Source organism: Streptomyces sp. NBC_00370 (genome assembly GCF_036084755.1).
Taxonomy (GTDB): domain Bacteria; phylum Actinomycetota; class Actinomycetes; order Streptomycetales; family Streptomycetaceae; genus Streptomyces.
Genome location: NZ_CP107968.1, coordinates 6,215,324 through 6,231,489, shown reverse-complemented (window position 1 = coordinate 6,231,489; position 16,166 = coordinate 6,215,324). Strand labels below are relative to the sequence as shown.

15 protein-coding genes are annotated in these 16,166 nt (G+C 70.4%); 3 read left to right on the top strand and 12 right to left on the bottom strand.

Going from position 1 to position 16,166, the window contains the following annotated elements; translation table 11 throughout:
* Positions 1 to 7: 7 nt before the first annotated feature.
* From OHS57_RS27925 to rimP, 5 genes are all read right to left on the bottom strand, one after another.
* Positions 8 to 301, bottom strand: a complete 294-nt coding sequence (locus tag OHS57_RS27925; protein ID WP_328585187.1) for a DUF503 domain-containing protein — start codon at positions 299 to 301, stop codon at positions 8 to 10.
* 136 nt (positions 302 to 437) lie between these two features.
* Entirely contained in the window at positions 438 to 3,563 is a 3,126-nt protein-coding gene (gene infB / locus OHS57_RS27920; protein ID WP_328583683.1) for a translation initiation factor IF-2, read from the bottom strand.
* Between the two features lie 149 nt (positions 3,564 to 3,712).
* Positions 3,713 to 4,003 carry a YlxR family protein gene (locus OHS57_RS27915; RefSeq protein ID WP_078863873.1) on the bottom strand — a complete coding sequence of 97 codons (291 nt, stop codon included), beginning with the start codon at positions 4,001 to 4,003 and terminating at the stop codon, positions 3,713 to 3,715.
* Between the two features lie 74 nt (positions 4,004 to 4,077).
* Entirely contained in the window at positions 4,078 to 5,094 is a 1,017-nt protein-coding gene (gene nusA / locus OHS57_RS27910) for a transcription termination factor NusA (RefSeq protein WP_041983796.1), read from the bottom strand.
* A 2-nt stretch (positions 5,095 to 5,096) separates the two neighbouring features.
* A complete protein-coding gene (rimP, locus tag OHS57_RS27905; protein ID WP_328583682.1) occupies positions 5,097 to 5,591 on the bottom strand; it encodes a ribosome maturation factor RimP in 495 nt (164 codons plus the stop codon).
* A gap of 146 nt (positions 5,592 to 5,737) precedes the next feature.
* Between rimP and OHS57_RS27900 the strand changes: the two genes are divergently transcribed.
* From OHS57_RS27900 to OHS57_RS27890, 3 genes are read left to right on the top strand one after another with little or no spacing between them, the layout of a single operon-like run.
* Positions 5,738 to 6,223, top strand: coding sequence for a hypothetical protein (locus OHS57_RS27900; protein WP_328583681.1), 486 nt, complete (start codon positions 5,738 to 5,740; stop codon positions 6,221 to 6,223).
* A complete protein-coding gene (locus OHS57_RS27895) occupies positions 6,220 to 6,642 on the top strand; it encodes a ferritin-like domain-containing protein (RefSeq protein WP_328583680.1) in 423 nt (140 codons plus the stop codon). The genes OHS57_RS27900 and OHS57_RS27895 overlap by 4 nt, the downstream gene beginning before the upstream one ends.
* A gap of 24 nt (positions 6,643 to 6,666) precedes the next feature.
* Positions 6,667 to 7,551 (top strand): aminoglycoside phosphotransferase family protein, encoded by an 885-nt coding sequence (locus tag OHS57_RS27890; protein ID WP_328583679.1) that lies wholly within the window; start codon positions 6,667 to 6,669, stop codon positions 7,549 to 7,551.
* A gap of 573 nt (positions 7,552 to 8,124) precedes the next feature.
* Here OHS57_RS27890 and OHS57_RS27885 read toward each other — a convergent pair.
* From OHS57_RS27885 to OHS57_RS27855, 7 genes are all read right to left on the bottom strand, one after another.
* Positions 8,125 to 9,819, bottom strand: coding sequence for a proline--tRNA ligase (locus OHS57_RS27885; RefSeq protein ID WP_328583678.1), 1,695 nt, complete (start codon positions 9,817 to 9,819; stop codon positions 8,125 to 8,127).
* 141 nt (positions 9,820 to 9,960) lie between these two features.
* On the bottom strand, positions 9,961 to 10,548 hold the full coding sequence (locus OHS57_RS27880) for a GNAT family N-acetyltransferase (RefSeq protein ID WP_328583677.1): 588 nt from the start codon (positions 10,546 to 10,548) through the stop codon (positions 9,961 to 9,963).
* 16 nt (positions 10,549 to 10,564) lie between these two features.
* A complete protein-coding gene (locus OHS57_RS27875; protein WP_328585186.1) occupies positions 10,565 to 11,407 on the bottom strand; it encodes a GNAT family N-acetyltransferase in 843 nt (280 codons plus the stop codon).
* 278 nt (positions 11,408 to 11,685) lie between these two features.
* Complete coding sequence (gene ispG / locus OHS57_RS27870; RefSeq protein WP_041983814.1) at positions 11,686 to 12,840, bottom strand: flavodoxin-dependent (E)-4-hydroxy-3-methylbut-2-enyl-diphosphate synthase; 1,155 nt, start codon at positions 12,838 to 12,840, stop codon at positions 11,686 to 11,688.
* 181 nt (positions 12,841 to 13,021) lie between these two features.
* Positions 13,022 to 14,323, bottom strand: a complete 1,302-nt coding sequence (locus OHS57_RS27865) for a M50 family metallopeptidase (protein WP_328583676.1) — start codon at positions 14,321 to 14,323, stop codon at positions 13,022 to 13,024.
* Complete coding sequence (gene dxr, locus OHS57_RS27860) at positions 14,320 to 15,573, bottom strand: 1-deoxy-D-xylulose-5-phosphate reductoisomerase (RefSeq protein WP_328583675.1); 1,254 nt, start codon at positions 15,571 to 15,573, stop codon at positions 14,320 to 14,322. Before dxr ends, OHS57_RS27865 begins: the two co-directional genes overlap by 4 nt.
* Before the next feature lie 48 nt (positions 15,574 to 15,621).
* Positions 15,622 to 16,113, bottom strand: a complete 492-nt coding sequence (locus tag OHS57_RS27855; protein ID WP_328583674.1) for a nucleotidyltransferase domain-containing protein — start codon at positions 16,111 to 16,113, stop codon at positions 15,622 to 15,624.
* Positions 16,114 to 16,166 lie beyond the last annotated feature (53 nt).

Below are 16,166 nucleotides of genomic sequence, written 5' to 3'. Positions count from 1 at the left end.
CTACAGGTCAGTCGTCTTCGCCGTGCAGGCGCCGCCGTACGGCGAGCAGTTCCACCTCGGGGTGTCCCGCGACCATGCGTTCGCACCGGTCGAGGACGTCCGTGAGATGGCTCCAGTCCCCCGACACCACCGCCAGACCGATCTCGGTCCTGCGGTGCAGGTTCTGGTCTCCCGTCTCCGCCGCGCTGACCGCGAACTTGCGTTGCAGCTCCGCGACGATCGGACGCACGACGGAGCGTTTCTCCTTCAGCGACCGTACGTCGCCGAGAAGCAGGTCGAAGGACAGTGTCCCCACGTACATGCGGATCCGGATGTCCCGCCGGTTCGGGGTCATTTCCCCCGCCATCGCTTGGCGCGGGTATATGAACCGTACACGCGCGGCCGGGGCCGATCGACGGAAATTATCTCCGTCGACCGGCCCCGGCGGTCGCCGTGCGTCAGCCGCGCGGCTTCTCGCGCATCTCGTACGTCGCGATGACGTCGTCGATCTTGATGTCGTTGAAGTTCCCGAGGTTGATACCGCCCTCGAAGCCTTCGCGGATCTCGGTGACATCGTCCTTGAAGCGGCGCAGACCCTGGATGTTGAGGTCCTCCGCGATGACCTTGCCGTCGCGGACGAGCCGGGCCTTCGTGTTGCGCTTGACCTCGCCGGAGCGGATGAGAACACCCGCGATGTTGCCCAGCTTGGACGAGCGGAAGACCTCGCGGATCTCCGCCGTACCCAGCTCGACCTCTTCGTACTCCGGCTTGAGCATGCCCTTGAGGGCCGCTTCGATCTCTTCGATCGCCTGGTAGATGACCGAGTAGTACCGGACGTCCACCCCTTCGCGCTCGGCCATCTGCGCGGCACGCCCCGCGGCGCGCACGTTGAAGCCGATCACGATGGCGTCGGAGCCCATCGCCAGGTCGATGTCCGACTCGGTGACCGCACCCACACCGCGGTGCAGCACCCGGATGTCGACCTCTTCGCCGACGTCGAGCTGGAGCAGCGAGGACTCGAGGGCCTCCACCGAACCGGACGCGTCGCCCTTGATGATGAGGTTGAGCTCCTGTACCAGGCCTGCCTTGAGGGCCTCGTCCAGGTTCTCCAGGGAGAACCGGACGCCCCTGCGGGCGAAGGCCGCGTTCCGCTCACGAGCGGCACGCTTCTCGGCGATCTGCCGGGCCGTGCGGTCGTCGTCGACAACGAGGAAGTTGTCGCCGGCGCCGGGGACGTTGGTGAGTCCCAGGACCAGGACGGGCGTCGAAGGTGTCGCCACGTCGACGTTGTCGCCGTTGTCGTCGAGCATCGCCCTGACGCGGCCGTACGCGTCACCGGCGACCATCGTGTCACCGACGCGCAGCGTGCCGCGCTGGACGAGCACGGTGGCGACGGCGCCGCGGCCACGGTCGAGGTGTGCCTCGATCGCGATGCCCTGCGCGTCCTGCTCCGGGTTGGCCCGCAGGTCGAGCGAGGCGTCGGCCGTGAGGATCACGGCCTCCAGCAGGCTGTCGATGTTGAGACCCTGCTTGGCGGAGATGTCGACGAACATGGTGTCGCCGCCGTACTCCTCGGCCACCAGACCGAACTCGGTGAGCTGACCGCGCACCTTGGTCGGGTCGGCGCCCTCGACGTCGATCTTGTTGACCGCGACCACGATCGGCACGTCGGCCGCCTTGGCGTGGTTCAGCGCCTCGATCGTCTGGGGCATCACACCGTCGTTGGCCGCGACCACCAGGATCGCGATGTCGGTGGACTTCGCACCACGGGCACGCATGGCGGTGAACGCCTCGTGGCCCGGGGTGTCGATGAAGGTGATCCTGCGCTCTTCACCGTTGACGTCCGTGGCGACCTGGTAGGCACCGATGTGCTGGGTGATTCCGCCGGCCTCGCCCGCGACGACGTTCGTCTTGCGGATCGCGTCCAGCAGCCTCGTCTTACCGTGGTCGACGTGACCCATGACGGTCACGACCGGCGGACGGGACACGAGCGATTCCTCGCCGCCCTCGTCCTCGCCGAACTCGATGTCGAAGGACTCGAGAAGCTCGCGGTCCTCCTCCTCCGGGCTGACGATCTCGACGACGTAGTTCATCTCGCCGGCGAGCAGGTGCAGCGTCTCGTCGGAGACGGACTGCGTGGCAGTGACCATCTCGCCGAGGTTCATCATCACGGCGACGAGCGACGCCGGGTTGGCGTTGATCTTCTCCGCGAAGTCGGTGAGGGACGCACCGCGCGACAGCCGGACACTCTGGCCCTGGCCACGCGGCAGCATCACGCCGCCTACCGACGGGGCCTGCATGGCCTCGTACTCCTGGCGCCTCTGCCTCTTCGACTTACGGCCACGACGGGCGGGCCCGCCGGGACGGCCGAACGCGCCCTGTGTGCCACCACGGCCACCGGGACCACCCGGACGTCCGCCGAAGCCGGGACGGCCACCGCCGCCACCGAAACCGCCGCCTCCGGGACGACCCGGAGCTCCGCCGCCACCACCGGGGCGACCGGCGAAACCGCCGCCGCCACCGCCACCGGGACGACCCGCGAAACCGCCGCCGCCACCGGGACGACCGCCGCCACCGCCACCGGGGCGGGCTCCGCCACCGGGACCGCGACCGCCGCCACCAGGACCGCCGCCGGGGCGGGGTCCGGCAGCGGGACGCTGCGGCATCATGCCGGGGTTCGGCCGGTTACCGCCGGGCGCGCCGCCGGGACCCGCGGAGCGCGGGGCCTGCGGACGGGGCATGCCGCCGGGGGACGGACGGGACGAACCGCCGGGACCCGACTGCGGACGGGGACCGCCCTGGCCCGCACCCTGCGGACGCGGAGCGCCACCGGGGGCGCCGGCACCGCCGGGACGCGGGGCGCCGCCACCGGGACGCGGCGACTGCGGCCGCGCCATGCCGGTGGAGCCACCCGAGGTGAAGGGGTTGTTACCCGGACGCGGGCCCGCGGGGCGGGCACCGGGACGCGGGGCCTGGCCGGGACGCGCGCCGCCGGGGCGACCGCCCTGGCGCTGCTCGCGGTCGCCGCCCTGACGCTGCTCGCCCTGGCCTGCCGCCGGACGGGCGGCGGGACGGGGACCGGGGGTGGCACCGGGCCGGGGACCGGCGGCCGGAGCCGACGGAGGCGCGGTGAACTCCGGGGCGGCGGGCGCCGCCGGGGCCGGCTTCTGCGGTGCGGCAGCCGCCGCGGGCTTGGGCGCCGGGGCCGGACGGGGTCCGGGGCTCGGTGCCGCTGCGGGGGTGCTGCCGTTGGTGCTGGGGGCGCTGCTCACGGGGGCCTCGGCGGCGGCCGGCTTGGGAGCCGGGACACCGGGCTTGGGGGCAGCGGGACGTGCCGCCTGCGCCGGTGAGGGCGCCGCGGGCTTCGCGGGGGACGCCTTGCGGGGCGCCCCGGGCTTCGCAGCGGGCTTCGCGCCGTTGCCGGCGGGCCCCTGCAATGCGTCGGTCAGTTTACGTACAACCGGCGCCTCGATGGTCGAGGACGCCGAACGGACGAATTCACCGAGTTCTTGGAGCTTGGCCATGACGACCTTGCTCTCGACGCCGAACTCCTTGGCGAGTTCGTATACCCGGACCTTAGCCACTTCGCTCCTTTTAGGTCCGGGTTACCGCCGGACCGTCGCTACTTCATGGGCGTACTCATCGCGTACTCATCGAGTGCTCATCGCAATCTCGACCTACTTCCAACTCGCGAGGTACCTGAACCGCACGGGGTTCCGTGCCGTACGTCTTCTTACAGTGCTGCCTGCGCTGTGATTGCCTCGACGGCCTGGCGCAGGTCCACGCTGTCGAGCGGTCCCTGGACCCGGAAGGCCCGGGGGAACGCCCGGCGGCGGACCGCCAGATCAAGACAGACCAAGGCGGGGTGCATATACGCACCCCGGCCGGGCAGCGTACCGCGTTGATCGGGAACACATTGTTCACCGTCCACCACGATGCGCAGCAGATCGCTTTTGGCCGCTCGTTCCCGGCACCCCACGCACGTTCGCTCAGGGCAGGCTCGGGCCTTCGTCCGGCCAGACACCATTAAGTCTACCTCCCCGTACGGACCTCACCCCTACGGGGCAAGATTCGAACACCTGCTGTCCGAAAAGATCGTCACGCGTGATCCGCCTCGGCCTGATCTGCGGACTCGGACTGCTCGGTGTCGGGACGGATGTCGATGCGCCAGCCGGTGAGCCGCGCGGCGAGCCGGGCGTTCTGCCCTTCCTTGCCGATCGCGAGCGACAGCTGGTAGTCCGGCACGGTCACCCGTGCCGAGCGGGCGGCCATGTCGACGATCTCGACCTTGCTGACACGGGCGGGCGACAGCGCGTTCGCCACCATCTCGGCCGGGTCCTCCGACCAGTCGACGATGTCGATCTTCTCGCCCAGCAGCTCGGCCATCACGTTACGCACCCGCGCCCCCATCGGGCCGATGCAAGCGCCCTTGGCGTTCAGACCCGACCGCAGCGACCGCACGGCGATCTTGCTGCGGTGCCCTGCCTCCCGGGCGATGGCCGTGATCTCGACGGACCCGTCGGCGATCTCGGGCACCTCCAGCGAGAACAGCTTCTTCACCAGATTGGGGTGGGTACGGGACAGCGTCACCGAAGGACCGCGTACGCCCTTGGCCACCCGGACCACATAGGTGCGCAGCCGCAGCCCGTGCGTGTAGTTCTCGCCCGGCACCTGTTCCTGCACCGGAAGGATGGCCTCCAGCTTGTCGTCCAGCTTGACGAGGACGTTCTTCGGGTCCTTGCCCTGCTGCACCATGCCGGCCACGACGTCGCCCTCGCGGCGCGCGTACTCGCCGAACGTGACGTCGTTCTCGGCGTCCCGCAGCCGCTGCTGGATGACCTGGCGCGCGGTGGTCGCCGCGATCCGGCCGAAGTCCGAAGGCGTGTCGTCGAACTCCTTGGGCTCCTGCCCCTCCTCCAGATCGGCCGCGTCCTCCTTGGCCCACACCGTCACATCGCCGTTGTCCCGGCTCAGTACGACGCGTGCGTGCCGGCGGCTGCCTTCGGTGCGGTGGTACGCGATGAGGAGGGCGGACTCGATCGCCTCGACCAGCAGGTCGAAGGGGATCTCCTTCTCTTGTGACAAGCCCTTCAAGAGCTTCACGTCGATATGCACGGCTACGCCTCCTCTTCCTTCTTGTCCTTGCGGCTGAATTCGAGCTCGACACGCGCCTTGGCGATCTGCGCGAACTCCAGCCGGCGGGCGGTGGGCTTCCGCCCCTTCACCCCGGGCACCTCGACATCAAGGCCCTCGTCGTCCACGGCCAGGATCCGGGCCACCAGCTCGCCCTCGGGAAGCTGGAACCTGGCGAGCCTGCCGACGGCGCGCACATAGTGGCGGTGCTCGGTCAGCGGGCGCTCGGCCCCGGGTGATGTCACTTCGAGCTGGTACTCGTCCTCGCCCATGGCGTCGGTCTCGTCCAGCGTCGTGGAGATGGTGCGGCTCAGCTCGGCGCACTCGTCGAGATCCACGCCGTCGTCGGAGTCCACGACGATCCTCAGTACACGACGCCGACCGGCCCGGGAGACCTCGACCTCTTCCAGATCAAGGTTCTTGGCGCTGACGAGCGGTTCCAGCAGTCCGCGCAGCCTCTCGCTCTGGGTGGTGCTCATCCGGGTGACTCCTCGGCCGCGTCTGCTGTTGTGGGATCGTCCTGCGTCAGACGGCAAGGGTATCCGGTCCCAGGGGGTGTTGCCGTCCACATGGGGCTGACCCGCAGGTACGCTCGCCTGCGATGATCACTGCGAGGGAGAGACGCGTGGGTACGACACGGAGGCAGCTCCTCATGGGCGCCGCCGCGGCCGGTCTGCTGACGGCCTGCTCCTCGACCGACGCCGACCGCCACGGGCCCGGCGAAAGCGCCTCGGTACGCGCCGAGAACACCCTCAGGGTCCGCACGGCCGCCACCAGCCGATCCCTGCTCGCCCAGTACGACGCGGTACTGGCCCGCCACCCCGACCAGCGCGCCACCCTGGCACCACTGCGCGCGGCCACCGCCCAGCACGTGGCGGCGCTCTCCCCCGCCAGGAAACCGCCGGCCACCCCGCCGCCGAGCCCGACCGCCGCGGTCTCAGCGGACCCCGCCGAAGCACTCAGGGCGCTGGCGACGACAGCCCGCCGCACCACGGACGCCCAGACGGCCGCCCTGGTGGACGCGCCCCCGGAACTCGCCCGGCTGCTGGCCTCCGTAGCCGCCGCGAGCGCCACCCACGCGTACCTGCTGACCGAAGGAGCGGCCCGATGAGCAGCGGTGCGCTGGAGGCGGCACAGGCCGCACTCGCCGCCGAACACGCGGCCGTGTACGGGTACGGGGTCGTCGGCGGCCGGATCGGCACGGCCCGCGGCGCTGAGGCGTCGGCGGCCTACGCGGCACACCGCGCCCGGCGCGACGCCCTGGCCCGTACCGTCCGCGACCTGGGCGGCGAACCCACCGCCGCAGCGGCCGCCTACACGCTGCCGTTCCCCGTGGCGGGGGCGACGTCGGCGGAACGCCTGGCCGCCCGCCTGGAGGACAGGGTCGCCGACGTCTACTCCGACCTCGTACGCGCCGCCGAAGGCCCACTGCGCCAGCAGGCCGCCGACGCGCTGCGCGAGGCAGCGGTGCGCGCGGCGCGCTGGCGCGGCACCGGCGTAGCCTTTCCCGGACTCGCCGAGCGGTCGTGAGCCCAGAAGGGGAACTACGTACGTATGGCTTTTGAACCGCCGGAGCGTCTGCTGCGCACGCTCGGCGAGACGTACGGAGAATCCGCGGCCACCCCGTGGCTCGACCGACTACCCGCCCTCGCCCAGGAAACGGTCACCCGTCAGGGCCTGACCGTCGAACGGGTCGTGGCGCCCGGCGGCCGGAGCAGCCTGGTGATGCTCGTACGCAGGAGCGACGACTCCCCCGCCACTCTCAAGATCGCTCCACCCTTCGCCGCCCCCGCTCTCGAACACGCGGCCCTGGCCCACTGGAAGGGCTGGGGCGCGGCGGAGGTCCTGGACGACGCACTGCTGCTGGAGCGCCTGCACCCCGAGATGTCCCTGCGCTCGCTCCCGGAGGCCAAGGCCCTGCTGGAGGCGGCGGGCACACTGCGACGCCTGTGGGTGGAGCCGCCGGCGGACCACGGGTTCGAAACGGTGGAGACCCGCACGGAACGCCAGGCCAAAACGATGGCCGCGACCCAGGACGAAACCGCGGCCCCCCTGATCACAGCAGCGCTCCAGGCCCGAGCGGACCTCATGACCGGTCCGACGGAGACCATGCTCCTGCACGGCGCGTTCCGCCAGGGAAAGGTCCTGGCGGGCGACCGGACACCGTGGCTGGCCGTGGGCCCCGAGCCGCTGGTAGGCGAGCGGGCGTACGACCTGGCGAGGCTGGTACGCGACCGGGTGGAAGACCTGGTCGCCTCGGACGCCGGCGCTTCGGCAGCCCGACGCCGGATCAACCGGCTGGCGGACTCCCTGGACGTCGACCGTGACCGGCTGCGCGCCTGGACGCTGTTCCGCGCCGTGGAATCCGCAACCCGCGCCCTGACGGCCCGTCACCGCCAGGCGGCCGAGCTGCTGTTGGAGTTCGCGGCCTGGCTGTGAAGGGGGTCGTGCAGGGGTGGTGTCCGGAGCGTAGAGCGTGATTTGTGGCGCATCTCGGCGGTGGCTCCGCGTCAGGCGAGTACGCGCCGTAAATCATGCAGCGCAGGACACGACCCCGGAACGGCACCCGGCAACAACCGCAACCAAGAACCCGCAACCCCGAACCGCGCCGGACGGCGACACCGCCCCCGGCAACCACCGCAACCCAGACCCGCAACCCCCGAACCGCGCCGGACGGCGACACCGCAGCGCAGGACACGACCCCGGAGGGCCCCCGGCAACAACCGCAACCACAACCCCGCACCGACCACCGGCCGGACGGCGACACCGCCCCCGGCAACAACCGCAACCCAGACCGGCAACCCCGAACCGCGCCGGACGGCGACACCGCGCCCGGCGACCACCGCGTCGCAAACCCGCAACCCCCGAACCGCGCCGGACGGCGACACCGCAGCGCAGGACACGACCCCGGAGGGGCCCCCGGCGACAACCGCAGCCAGGGACCCGCAACCGAGCCGCACCCGCACACAGACCAGAAGCCCAGACAGCCCAGAAGCCGGAAGGCCGGAAACCTCAGACCGCGGTGAGCCGAGCCACCGCCTCCGCCACCGTCAGCTCCTCGCGCTCACCACTGCGCCGGTCCTTCAGCTCCAGCACACCCTCCGCCGAGCGCCGCCCCGCCACCAGGATCTGCGGCACACCGATCAGCTCGGCGTCCGTGAACTTCACGCCCGGCGACACCCCGGGACGCTCGTCCACCAGCACCCGCAGCCCGGCGGCGGCCAACTGCTCGGATACCGACACGGCCAGCTCCGTCTGCAGCGCCTTGCCCGCCGCCACGACATGCACGTCCGCCGGCGCGATCTCGCGCGGCCAGCACAGCCCCTGCTCGTCCGCCGACTGCTCGGCCAGCGCCGCCACCGCGCGCGAGACGCCGATGCCGTACGAGCCCATCGTCACCCGCACCGGCTTGCCCTGCTGCCCGAGCACGTCGAGCTGGAACGTGTCGGCGTACTTGCGGCCGAGCTGGAAGATATGGCCGATCTCGATCGCGCGGTCCAGGGTCAGGCCCGCACCGCACGCCGGGCACGGGTCGCCCGCCTCGACCACCACGACGTCCAGGTAGTCGTCGACCTCGAAGTCCCGCCCGGCGACCACGTTGCGCGCGTGCGTACCCGTCCGGTTCGCGCCGGTGATCCACGCCGTGCCCGGCGCGATCCGGGGGTCGGCGATGTAGCGGACCTTCAGGTCCTGCGGGCCCACGTAGCCGCGTACCAGATCCGGCCGGTCCTCGAAGTCCTCGGCGGTGACCAGCTCCACCACCGCGGGGGCGAGGTGTTCGCCGAGCTTGCCGAGGTCGACCTCGCGGTCGCCCGGCACACCGACGGCGACGATCTCGCCGTCGACCTTGACCAGCAGGTTCTTCAGCGTGGCCGAAGCGGGCACCCCGAGGAGCGCGGCGAGCGACTCGATGGTCGGGGTGTCCGGCGTGTCCAGCTCCTCGACGGCAGGGTGGTCGACGGCACCAACCGCCGGCGCCACGAACGTCACCGCCTCCGTGTTGGCCGCGTAGTCGCACGCCGGGCAGTCCACGAACGTGTCCTCGCCCGCCGCTGCCGGTGCCAGGAACTCCTCCGACGCAGAGCCGCCCATCGCGCCGGAGACCGCGGAGACGATCCGGAAGTCGAGCCCGAGCCGCTTGAAGATGGCCTGGTAGGCGGCGCGGTGCAGGGCGTACGACTCGGCCAGGGCCTCGTCCGTGGTGTCGAAGGAGTACGAGTCCTTCATCTGGAACTCGCGCCCGCGCAGCACGCCCGAGCGCGGCCTGGCCTCGTCGCGGTACTTCGTCTGGATCTGGTAGAGCATCACCGGCAGGTCCTTGTAGGACGTGCACTGGTCCTTGACGAGCTGCGTGAAGATCTCTTCGTGCGTCGGGCCGAGCAGATAGTCGGCGCCCTTGCGGTCCTTGAGCCGGAACAGCAGGTCGCCGTACTCCTCCCAGCGGCCGCTCGCCTCGTACGGCTCCCTGGGCAGCAGTGCGGGCAGCAGCACCTCCTGCGCGCCGATCGCGTCCATCTCCTCGCGTACGACGCGCGAGACGTTGTCGAGGACCTTCTTGCCCAGCGGCAGCCAGCTCCAGATGCCGGCGGAGGTGCGGCGGACGTAACCCGCGCGCATGAGCAGCTTGTGGCTGAGCGTCTCCGCGTCGGCCGGGTCGTCGCGCAATGTCTTGGCCATCAAACGGGACATGCGCTGGACCTGGGGCATGGGGAGCACTCCTGCGTTCTCTCGGGTGATGCCAGGAGATTAGCCGTGCCGCACCCGCACCCGGAAATCACTTCTCCACAGGGACGGCGGCCCGGGACACACGGACCGCGGGCCCGGGACACACGAAACACGGCCCGGACATCACGCGTCCGAGGCGACCGCCCCGGGTCTGCGCAACGGCAGCGTCGCCCCCATCACCGCGTACGGCCGTGCCGCGCTCGGGAAGTGGACCTGGCGCGCGAGGTCCTGGTAGCCGAGCTGGCGGTACAGATGCCGGGCCGGGCTCTCGACGTCGATCGCCGACAGGATCGACCGGGACTGGGTGACCCCGTCGGTGATGACGGTGATCAGCGCGCGTCCGATGCCCCTGGCCTGGTAGCCGGGGTGGACGTGGAGTTCGGTGATGACGAAGGAGTCGTCGAGCCAGCTGTCCGACTCGGTCCTGCGCAGATACGGCTCGACGACGGTCGACCACCAGTGCGTGCGCTGGTTGGGCAGCCCGTAGACGAACCCGACGAGTTTGCCCTCGTCCGTGGTGGCCCCGAAGGAGCGGCAGCCGGGGTACATCAGATGCCGGAGCACGATGTGCCGGCGTACGTCGATCTCGTCGTCGCTGAGCCCGAACGCGAGGGCCTGTACGGCGAGGGCGTCGTCCACGCGAGCGGTGAGATCGACCGGCCCTACCTGCACGTCGGGGGTCCGGGGGTCGTCCCCGGGGATGCTCAGCATGTGCGGAACCCTACTTTCAGAACAGCACGCTCATGAAGGCGCCCACCTCACGGAAACCGACCCGGCGGTAGGCGGCCCTGGCGGGGGCGTTGTAGTCGTTCACGTACAGGCTCACGACGGGGGCGACGTCGGCCAGCGCGTACCGGACGACAGCGGCCATTCCGGTCTCGGACAGGCCCTGGCCGCGATAGGCGGGGTCGACCCAGACCCCCTGGATCTGGCAGGCCCGGTGGGTGGCGGCGCCGATCTCGGCCTTGAAGATGACCTTGCCGTTGTCGATCCGGGCGAACGAGCGCCCCGCGCCGACGAGTTCGGCCACACGCGCCTGGTAGAGGAGGCCGCCGTCGCCGGCGAGCGGTGAGACGCCGACCTCTTCGGTGAACATCGCCACACAGGCCGGCATGATCGTTTCGAGTTCGTCCTTGCGGATCCGGCGCACGTACGGGTCGGGCGTGACGGTGGCGGGGATCTGCTCGGTGACCATCAGCGGCTGGTTGGCCCTGACCTCGCGGGCGGGGCCCCAGCTGGGTTCCAGCAGCCGCCACAGCTGGGTGGTGGCTTCGACGGGTCCGACGATGGACGAGCAGCGGCGCCCGGTGCGGCGGGCACGGTCGGCGAAGCCGCGTACGGCCTCGCGGGTGGCGCAGATGGGGACGAGGTTGGCACCGGAGTAGCAGAGCGAGCGCAGATGTCCGTCGGCGTACCAGCCCCACATCTCGCCGCCGAGGCGCCACGGGTCGAGTCCCGCCACCTGGACGCGCGAGGTCACGAAGGCGTTGGCGACCGGCTCGCTCTCAAGGATGGCGAGCGCTGCGCCGAGTTCGCTGGGTTCGAGGACCCGGGTGGTGGTCTGCGTCAACACTGGGGGCCTCACCATACGGTCTGCTGATCTGCGAACTCTACCTGGCGGCCTCCGGGGGCGCCTCCCGTGGGCCCGCACGGGTACGGGCCCCGCCGCCGGTGCCTGTGGGGGCACATCGGCGGCGGGGCCCGTTGTGGTTCGTACGACCGGTGGAAAACCCGAGTCGGCTGACGGCGACCTCCGTGGCACCGCCAGGCTCAACGCGGCACCGCAGGGTCAGCGTGGCACCGCTAGCTCAACGCGGCACCGCAGGGTCAGCGCGGCACCCGGCAGGGTCAGCTGACAGCGACCTCGGGCTGGCCGGAGGCGATGCCGTCCTTCTCCATCTGCTCGGCGATCTTCATGGCCTCGTCGATCAGGGTCTCCACGATCTTCGACTCGGGGACGGTCTTGACGACCTCGCCCTTCACGAAGATCTGGCCCTTGCCGTTGCCCGACGCCACACCCAGATCGGCCTCGCGCGCCTCGCCCGGACCGTTCACCACACAGCCCATGACCGCGACGCGCAGCGGCACCTCCATGCCCTCAAGTCCCGCCGACACCTCGTCCGCGAGCTTGTACACGTCCACCTGCGCCCGGCCGCACGAGGGGCAGGACACGATCTCCAGCCGGCGCTGCTTCAGGTTGAGCGACTCCAGGATCTGCAGCCCGACCTTGACCTCTTCGGCCGGCGGGGCGGACAGCGAGACGCGGATCGTGTCCCCGATGCCCTCCGAGAGCAACGCACCGAACGCCACGGCCGACTTGATGGTCCCCTGGAACGCCGGGCCCGCCTCCGTCACACCGAGGTGCAGCGGGTAGTCGCACTGCTCGGCGAGCTGACGGTAGGCATTCACCATCACCACCGGGTCGTTGTGCTTCACCGAGATCTTGATGTCACGGAAGCCGTGCTCCTCGAACAGCGACGCCTCCCACAGCGCCGACTCCACCAGGGCCTCCGGCGTCGCCTTGCCGTACTTCTTCAGCAGCCGCGCGTCCAGCGAGCCCGCGTTGACGCCGATCCGGATCGGTGTCCGGGTCTCCAGCGCGGCCTTCGCGATCTCCCGCACCTTGTCGTCGAACTGCTTGATGTTCCCGGGGTTGACCCGGACCGCCGCACAGCCCGCGTCGATCGCCGCGAAGACGTACTTCGGCTGGAAGTGAATGTCCGCGATCACCGGGATCTGCGACTTCCGCGCGATCGTCGCCAGCGCGTCCGCGTCGTCCTGCGTCGGGCACGCCACTCGGACGATCTGACACCCCGACGCGGTCAGCTCGGCGATCTGCTGGAGCGTCGCGCCGATGTCCGACGTACGCGTCGTGGTCATCGACTGGACCGACACCGGTGCGTCCCCGCCGACCGCCACCGAGCCGACCTGGATCTGGCGGCTGACCCTGCGTTCGGCGAGCTTCGTGGGAACGGACGGCATTCCGAGTGAAATTGCAGTCATCTGGTGTGCAACCCCAAGGTGTGGATCGAGGTCCCGAGATCGGCGGGCTCCAGCCCCCGAGATTACGCCACCGCGCGTCGAACGGGCACACCGCTACGAAGAGTCCACTCAAAAGTAAGCGGCCGGACACAAAAAGTGTCCGGCCGCTGCAAAACGGGAAGATTACCCCGAATCGAATGATTCAGCTGATCTTTACCGGGTTGACCACGTCGGCGATGAAGACGAGCGCCGTGAAGCAGATGAACAGCCCCGCCACCACATAGGCGACCGGCATGAGCTTCGCCACGTCGAAGGGGCCCGGGTCGGGCCGGCTGAAGACCCGCGCCACGTTGCGCCGCAGCGCCTCCCACAGCGCCCCCGCGATGTGCCCGCCGTCGAGCGGCAGCAGCGGCAGCATGTTGAAGAGGAACAGCGAGAGGTTGAACCCGGCGAGCAGGAACAGCAGCATCGCGATCTGGCTCTGCGCCGGCACGTGCAGCGTCATCACCTCGCCGCCGATCCGGGCGGCGCCGACCACGCCGACCGGCGAGTCCGCCTTGCGCTCACCGCCGTCGAAGGCCGCGCGCCACAGCGCGGGGATCTCGGACGGCAGGTCGACGATCCGCTTGGCACTGTCCTCGATCATGGTGCCCATGCGGTCGACGGACTGCGAGAAGGTCAGCGGGACGATCTTGGTGGAGGCGGCGAAGCCGAGGTAGCCGGCGGGTACGTACTTGTCCTGCACGACATCGCCGTTGGAGTCCTTCTTCAGGACGGTGTTGCTGAGCAGCTTGGCGTGCAGCACCTGCTCCGAGCCGTCGCGCTGGACGGTGATGGTGGCGGGGCCGATCGTCTTGCGGATCAGGTCGGAGAGCGTGCTCCAGTCCGCGACCTTCCGGCCGTTGAAGGCGACGATCTTGTCGCCCTGCTTCAGTCCCGCGGCCTTGGCCGGCGAGACCGGGTCGCCCTTCTCACAGGTCTGGCGCTTCGCGCTCTGTGAGATGACGCACTGCTGGACGGCGGCGACGTCGGTGGTCTGCGTCTGGAAGCCGTACGACATCGCCACGCCGAGGAAGATCGCGACGGCGAGGATCAGGTTCATGAACGGCCCTGCGAACATCACGATGACGCGCTTCCAGGGCTTGCGCGTGTAGAACAGCAGCTTCTCGTCACCGGGCTGCAGTTCCTCGAACGCGGCGGAGCGCGCGTCCTCGACCATGCTGCGCCAGGGCGAGGTGGACCGGGACTCGATCCGGCCGTCGGCGCCCGGCGGGAACATCCCGATCATGCGGATGTAGCCGCCGAGCGGGATCGCCTTGATCCCGTACTCCGTGTCGTTCTTCCTCTTCGACCAGATCGTCGGCCCGAATCCCACCATGTACTGGGGCACCCGGATGCCGAACATCTTGGCCGTCGAGAGATGGCCCATCTCGTGGAAGGCGATGGAGAAGAGCAGCCCCACGGCGAAAATGACTATGCCAAGGACCGTCAACAGGATCGTCATGCGCGAGCCTCCGCTGTTGCCTTCACTGCCAGTTCCCGGGCCCGGGCCCGTGCCCAGGTCTCAGCTTCCAGGACGTCACCGACAGTGAGCGGGGTTCCCTTGCCGGGGCTCCCGTGCTCGGCGACGACTTCGGTGACGGTATCCATGATGCCGTTGAACGGCAGCCGACCCGACAGGAACGCGTCCACACACTCCTCGTTGGCGGCGTTGAACACGGCGGGAGCCGTGCCGCCCAGCGCTCCGACGTGCCGGGCGAGTCCCACGGAGGGGAACGCCTCGGTGTCGAGCGGGAAGAACTCCCAGGACGACGCCTTGGTCCAGTCGAAGGCGGGCGCCGCGTCCGGCACCCGCTCCGGCCAGCCGAGTCCGATGGCGATCGGGCCGTGCATGTCGGGCGGAGTGGCCTGCGCGAGGGTCGAGCCGTCGCTGAACTCCACCATCGAGTGAACGTACGACTGGGGGTGTACGACAACCTCGATGCGTTCGAAGGGGATGTCGTACAGCAAATGGGCCTCGATCACTTCGAGGCCCTTGTTGACGAGGGTCGCCGAGTTGATCGTGATGACGGGGCCCATGGCCCAGGTGGGGTGGGCGAGGGCGTCCTCGCGGGTGACATCGTCGAGTTCGGCGCGGGTACGGCCGCGGAAGGGGCCGCCGGAGGCGGTGACGATGAGCTTGCGCACATCGGCGCGGGTGCCGGCGGCCAGTGCCTGGAACAGCGCGGCGTGCTCGGAGTCGACCGGGATGATCTGCCCGGGCGCGGCGGCGGCCTTGACCAGCGGACCGCCGACGATCAGCGATTCCTTGTTGGCGAGGGCGAGGGTGCGGCCGGCTTCGAGGGCGGCGAGGGTCGGCGCGAGGCCGATGGAACCGGTGATGCCGTTCAGCACGGTGTGACAGTCGGAGGCGGCCAGTTCGGTGGCCGCCTCGAGCCCCGCGAGGATCTCGGGAAGCGCCTCGCCGGGCCCGTACTCGGCCCGCAGCGCCTCCCGGAGCACGGGAACCGTGTCCGGGCGCGCCACGGCGACCGTGCGCACCCGCAGCTGCCGCGCCTGCTCGGCGAGCAGGGCCACCCTGCCGCCGGCGGCGGACAGCGCGGTGACCCGGAAACGGTCGGGATTGCGCAGGATCAGGTCGATGGCCTGGGTACCGATGGACCCGGTGGAGCCGAGGACGACGATGTCCCGGCGGCCTTCGGCCGGATCGAAGGCGAGGTGGGGGTCCGCGAGAGGGGCTGGGCTGTCGCTCATGGACCCCATTCTTGCCCCATCAACTGTGTCCGGGGACAGCGCGCCCGGTCAGAAGTGGGTCGCGATGCCGAATTTCGCCCTCAGCAGGGCCATGTCGTGCCGGTCGCGGTCGGCCGGTTCGTACCCCTGGTGGAAGTAGACCTGCTGCGCGGCGGAGAGACACGGGACGACGGCCCCGCCGATCGTCCCGGTGGTGAAGCAGTCCGCCGGATACCGGAAGGGCTCGGCGGGATCGGGGGACGACTGGGTCGCTGAGCCGTCGGGGGCGAAGACGAGCGGATGCAGATCGATCTCCCGCCCGTCCGGATGTGCGTACACGAACCGCAGGGGCCGCGCGTCCAGCGTCGGCGCGAACCCGGCCCCGGCGAGCGCGTCCAGCAACGCGTGCTCCTGCTCCACCCGGTGCACGAGATCCAGATCCCGATGCCCCCGGCTCTGCTCCCCCACCAGGGCGTCCACACCCCAACCCCCCGCCGTCCACACGTCGGCACCGGCGCCCCGGATCAGCGCGAGCAGGGACAGCACGTCGTCGGCGGTCATCACGCGGAGCAGGTTATGCGGTCGTGCTCAGGGTCGTCACTGCCACGTACGGC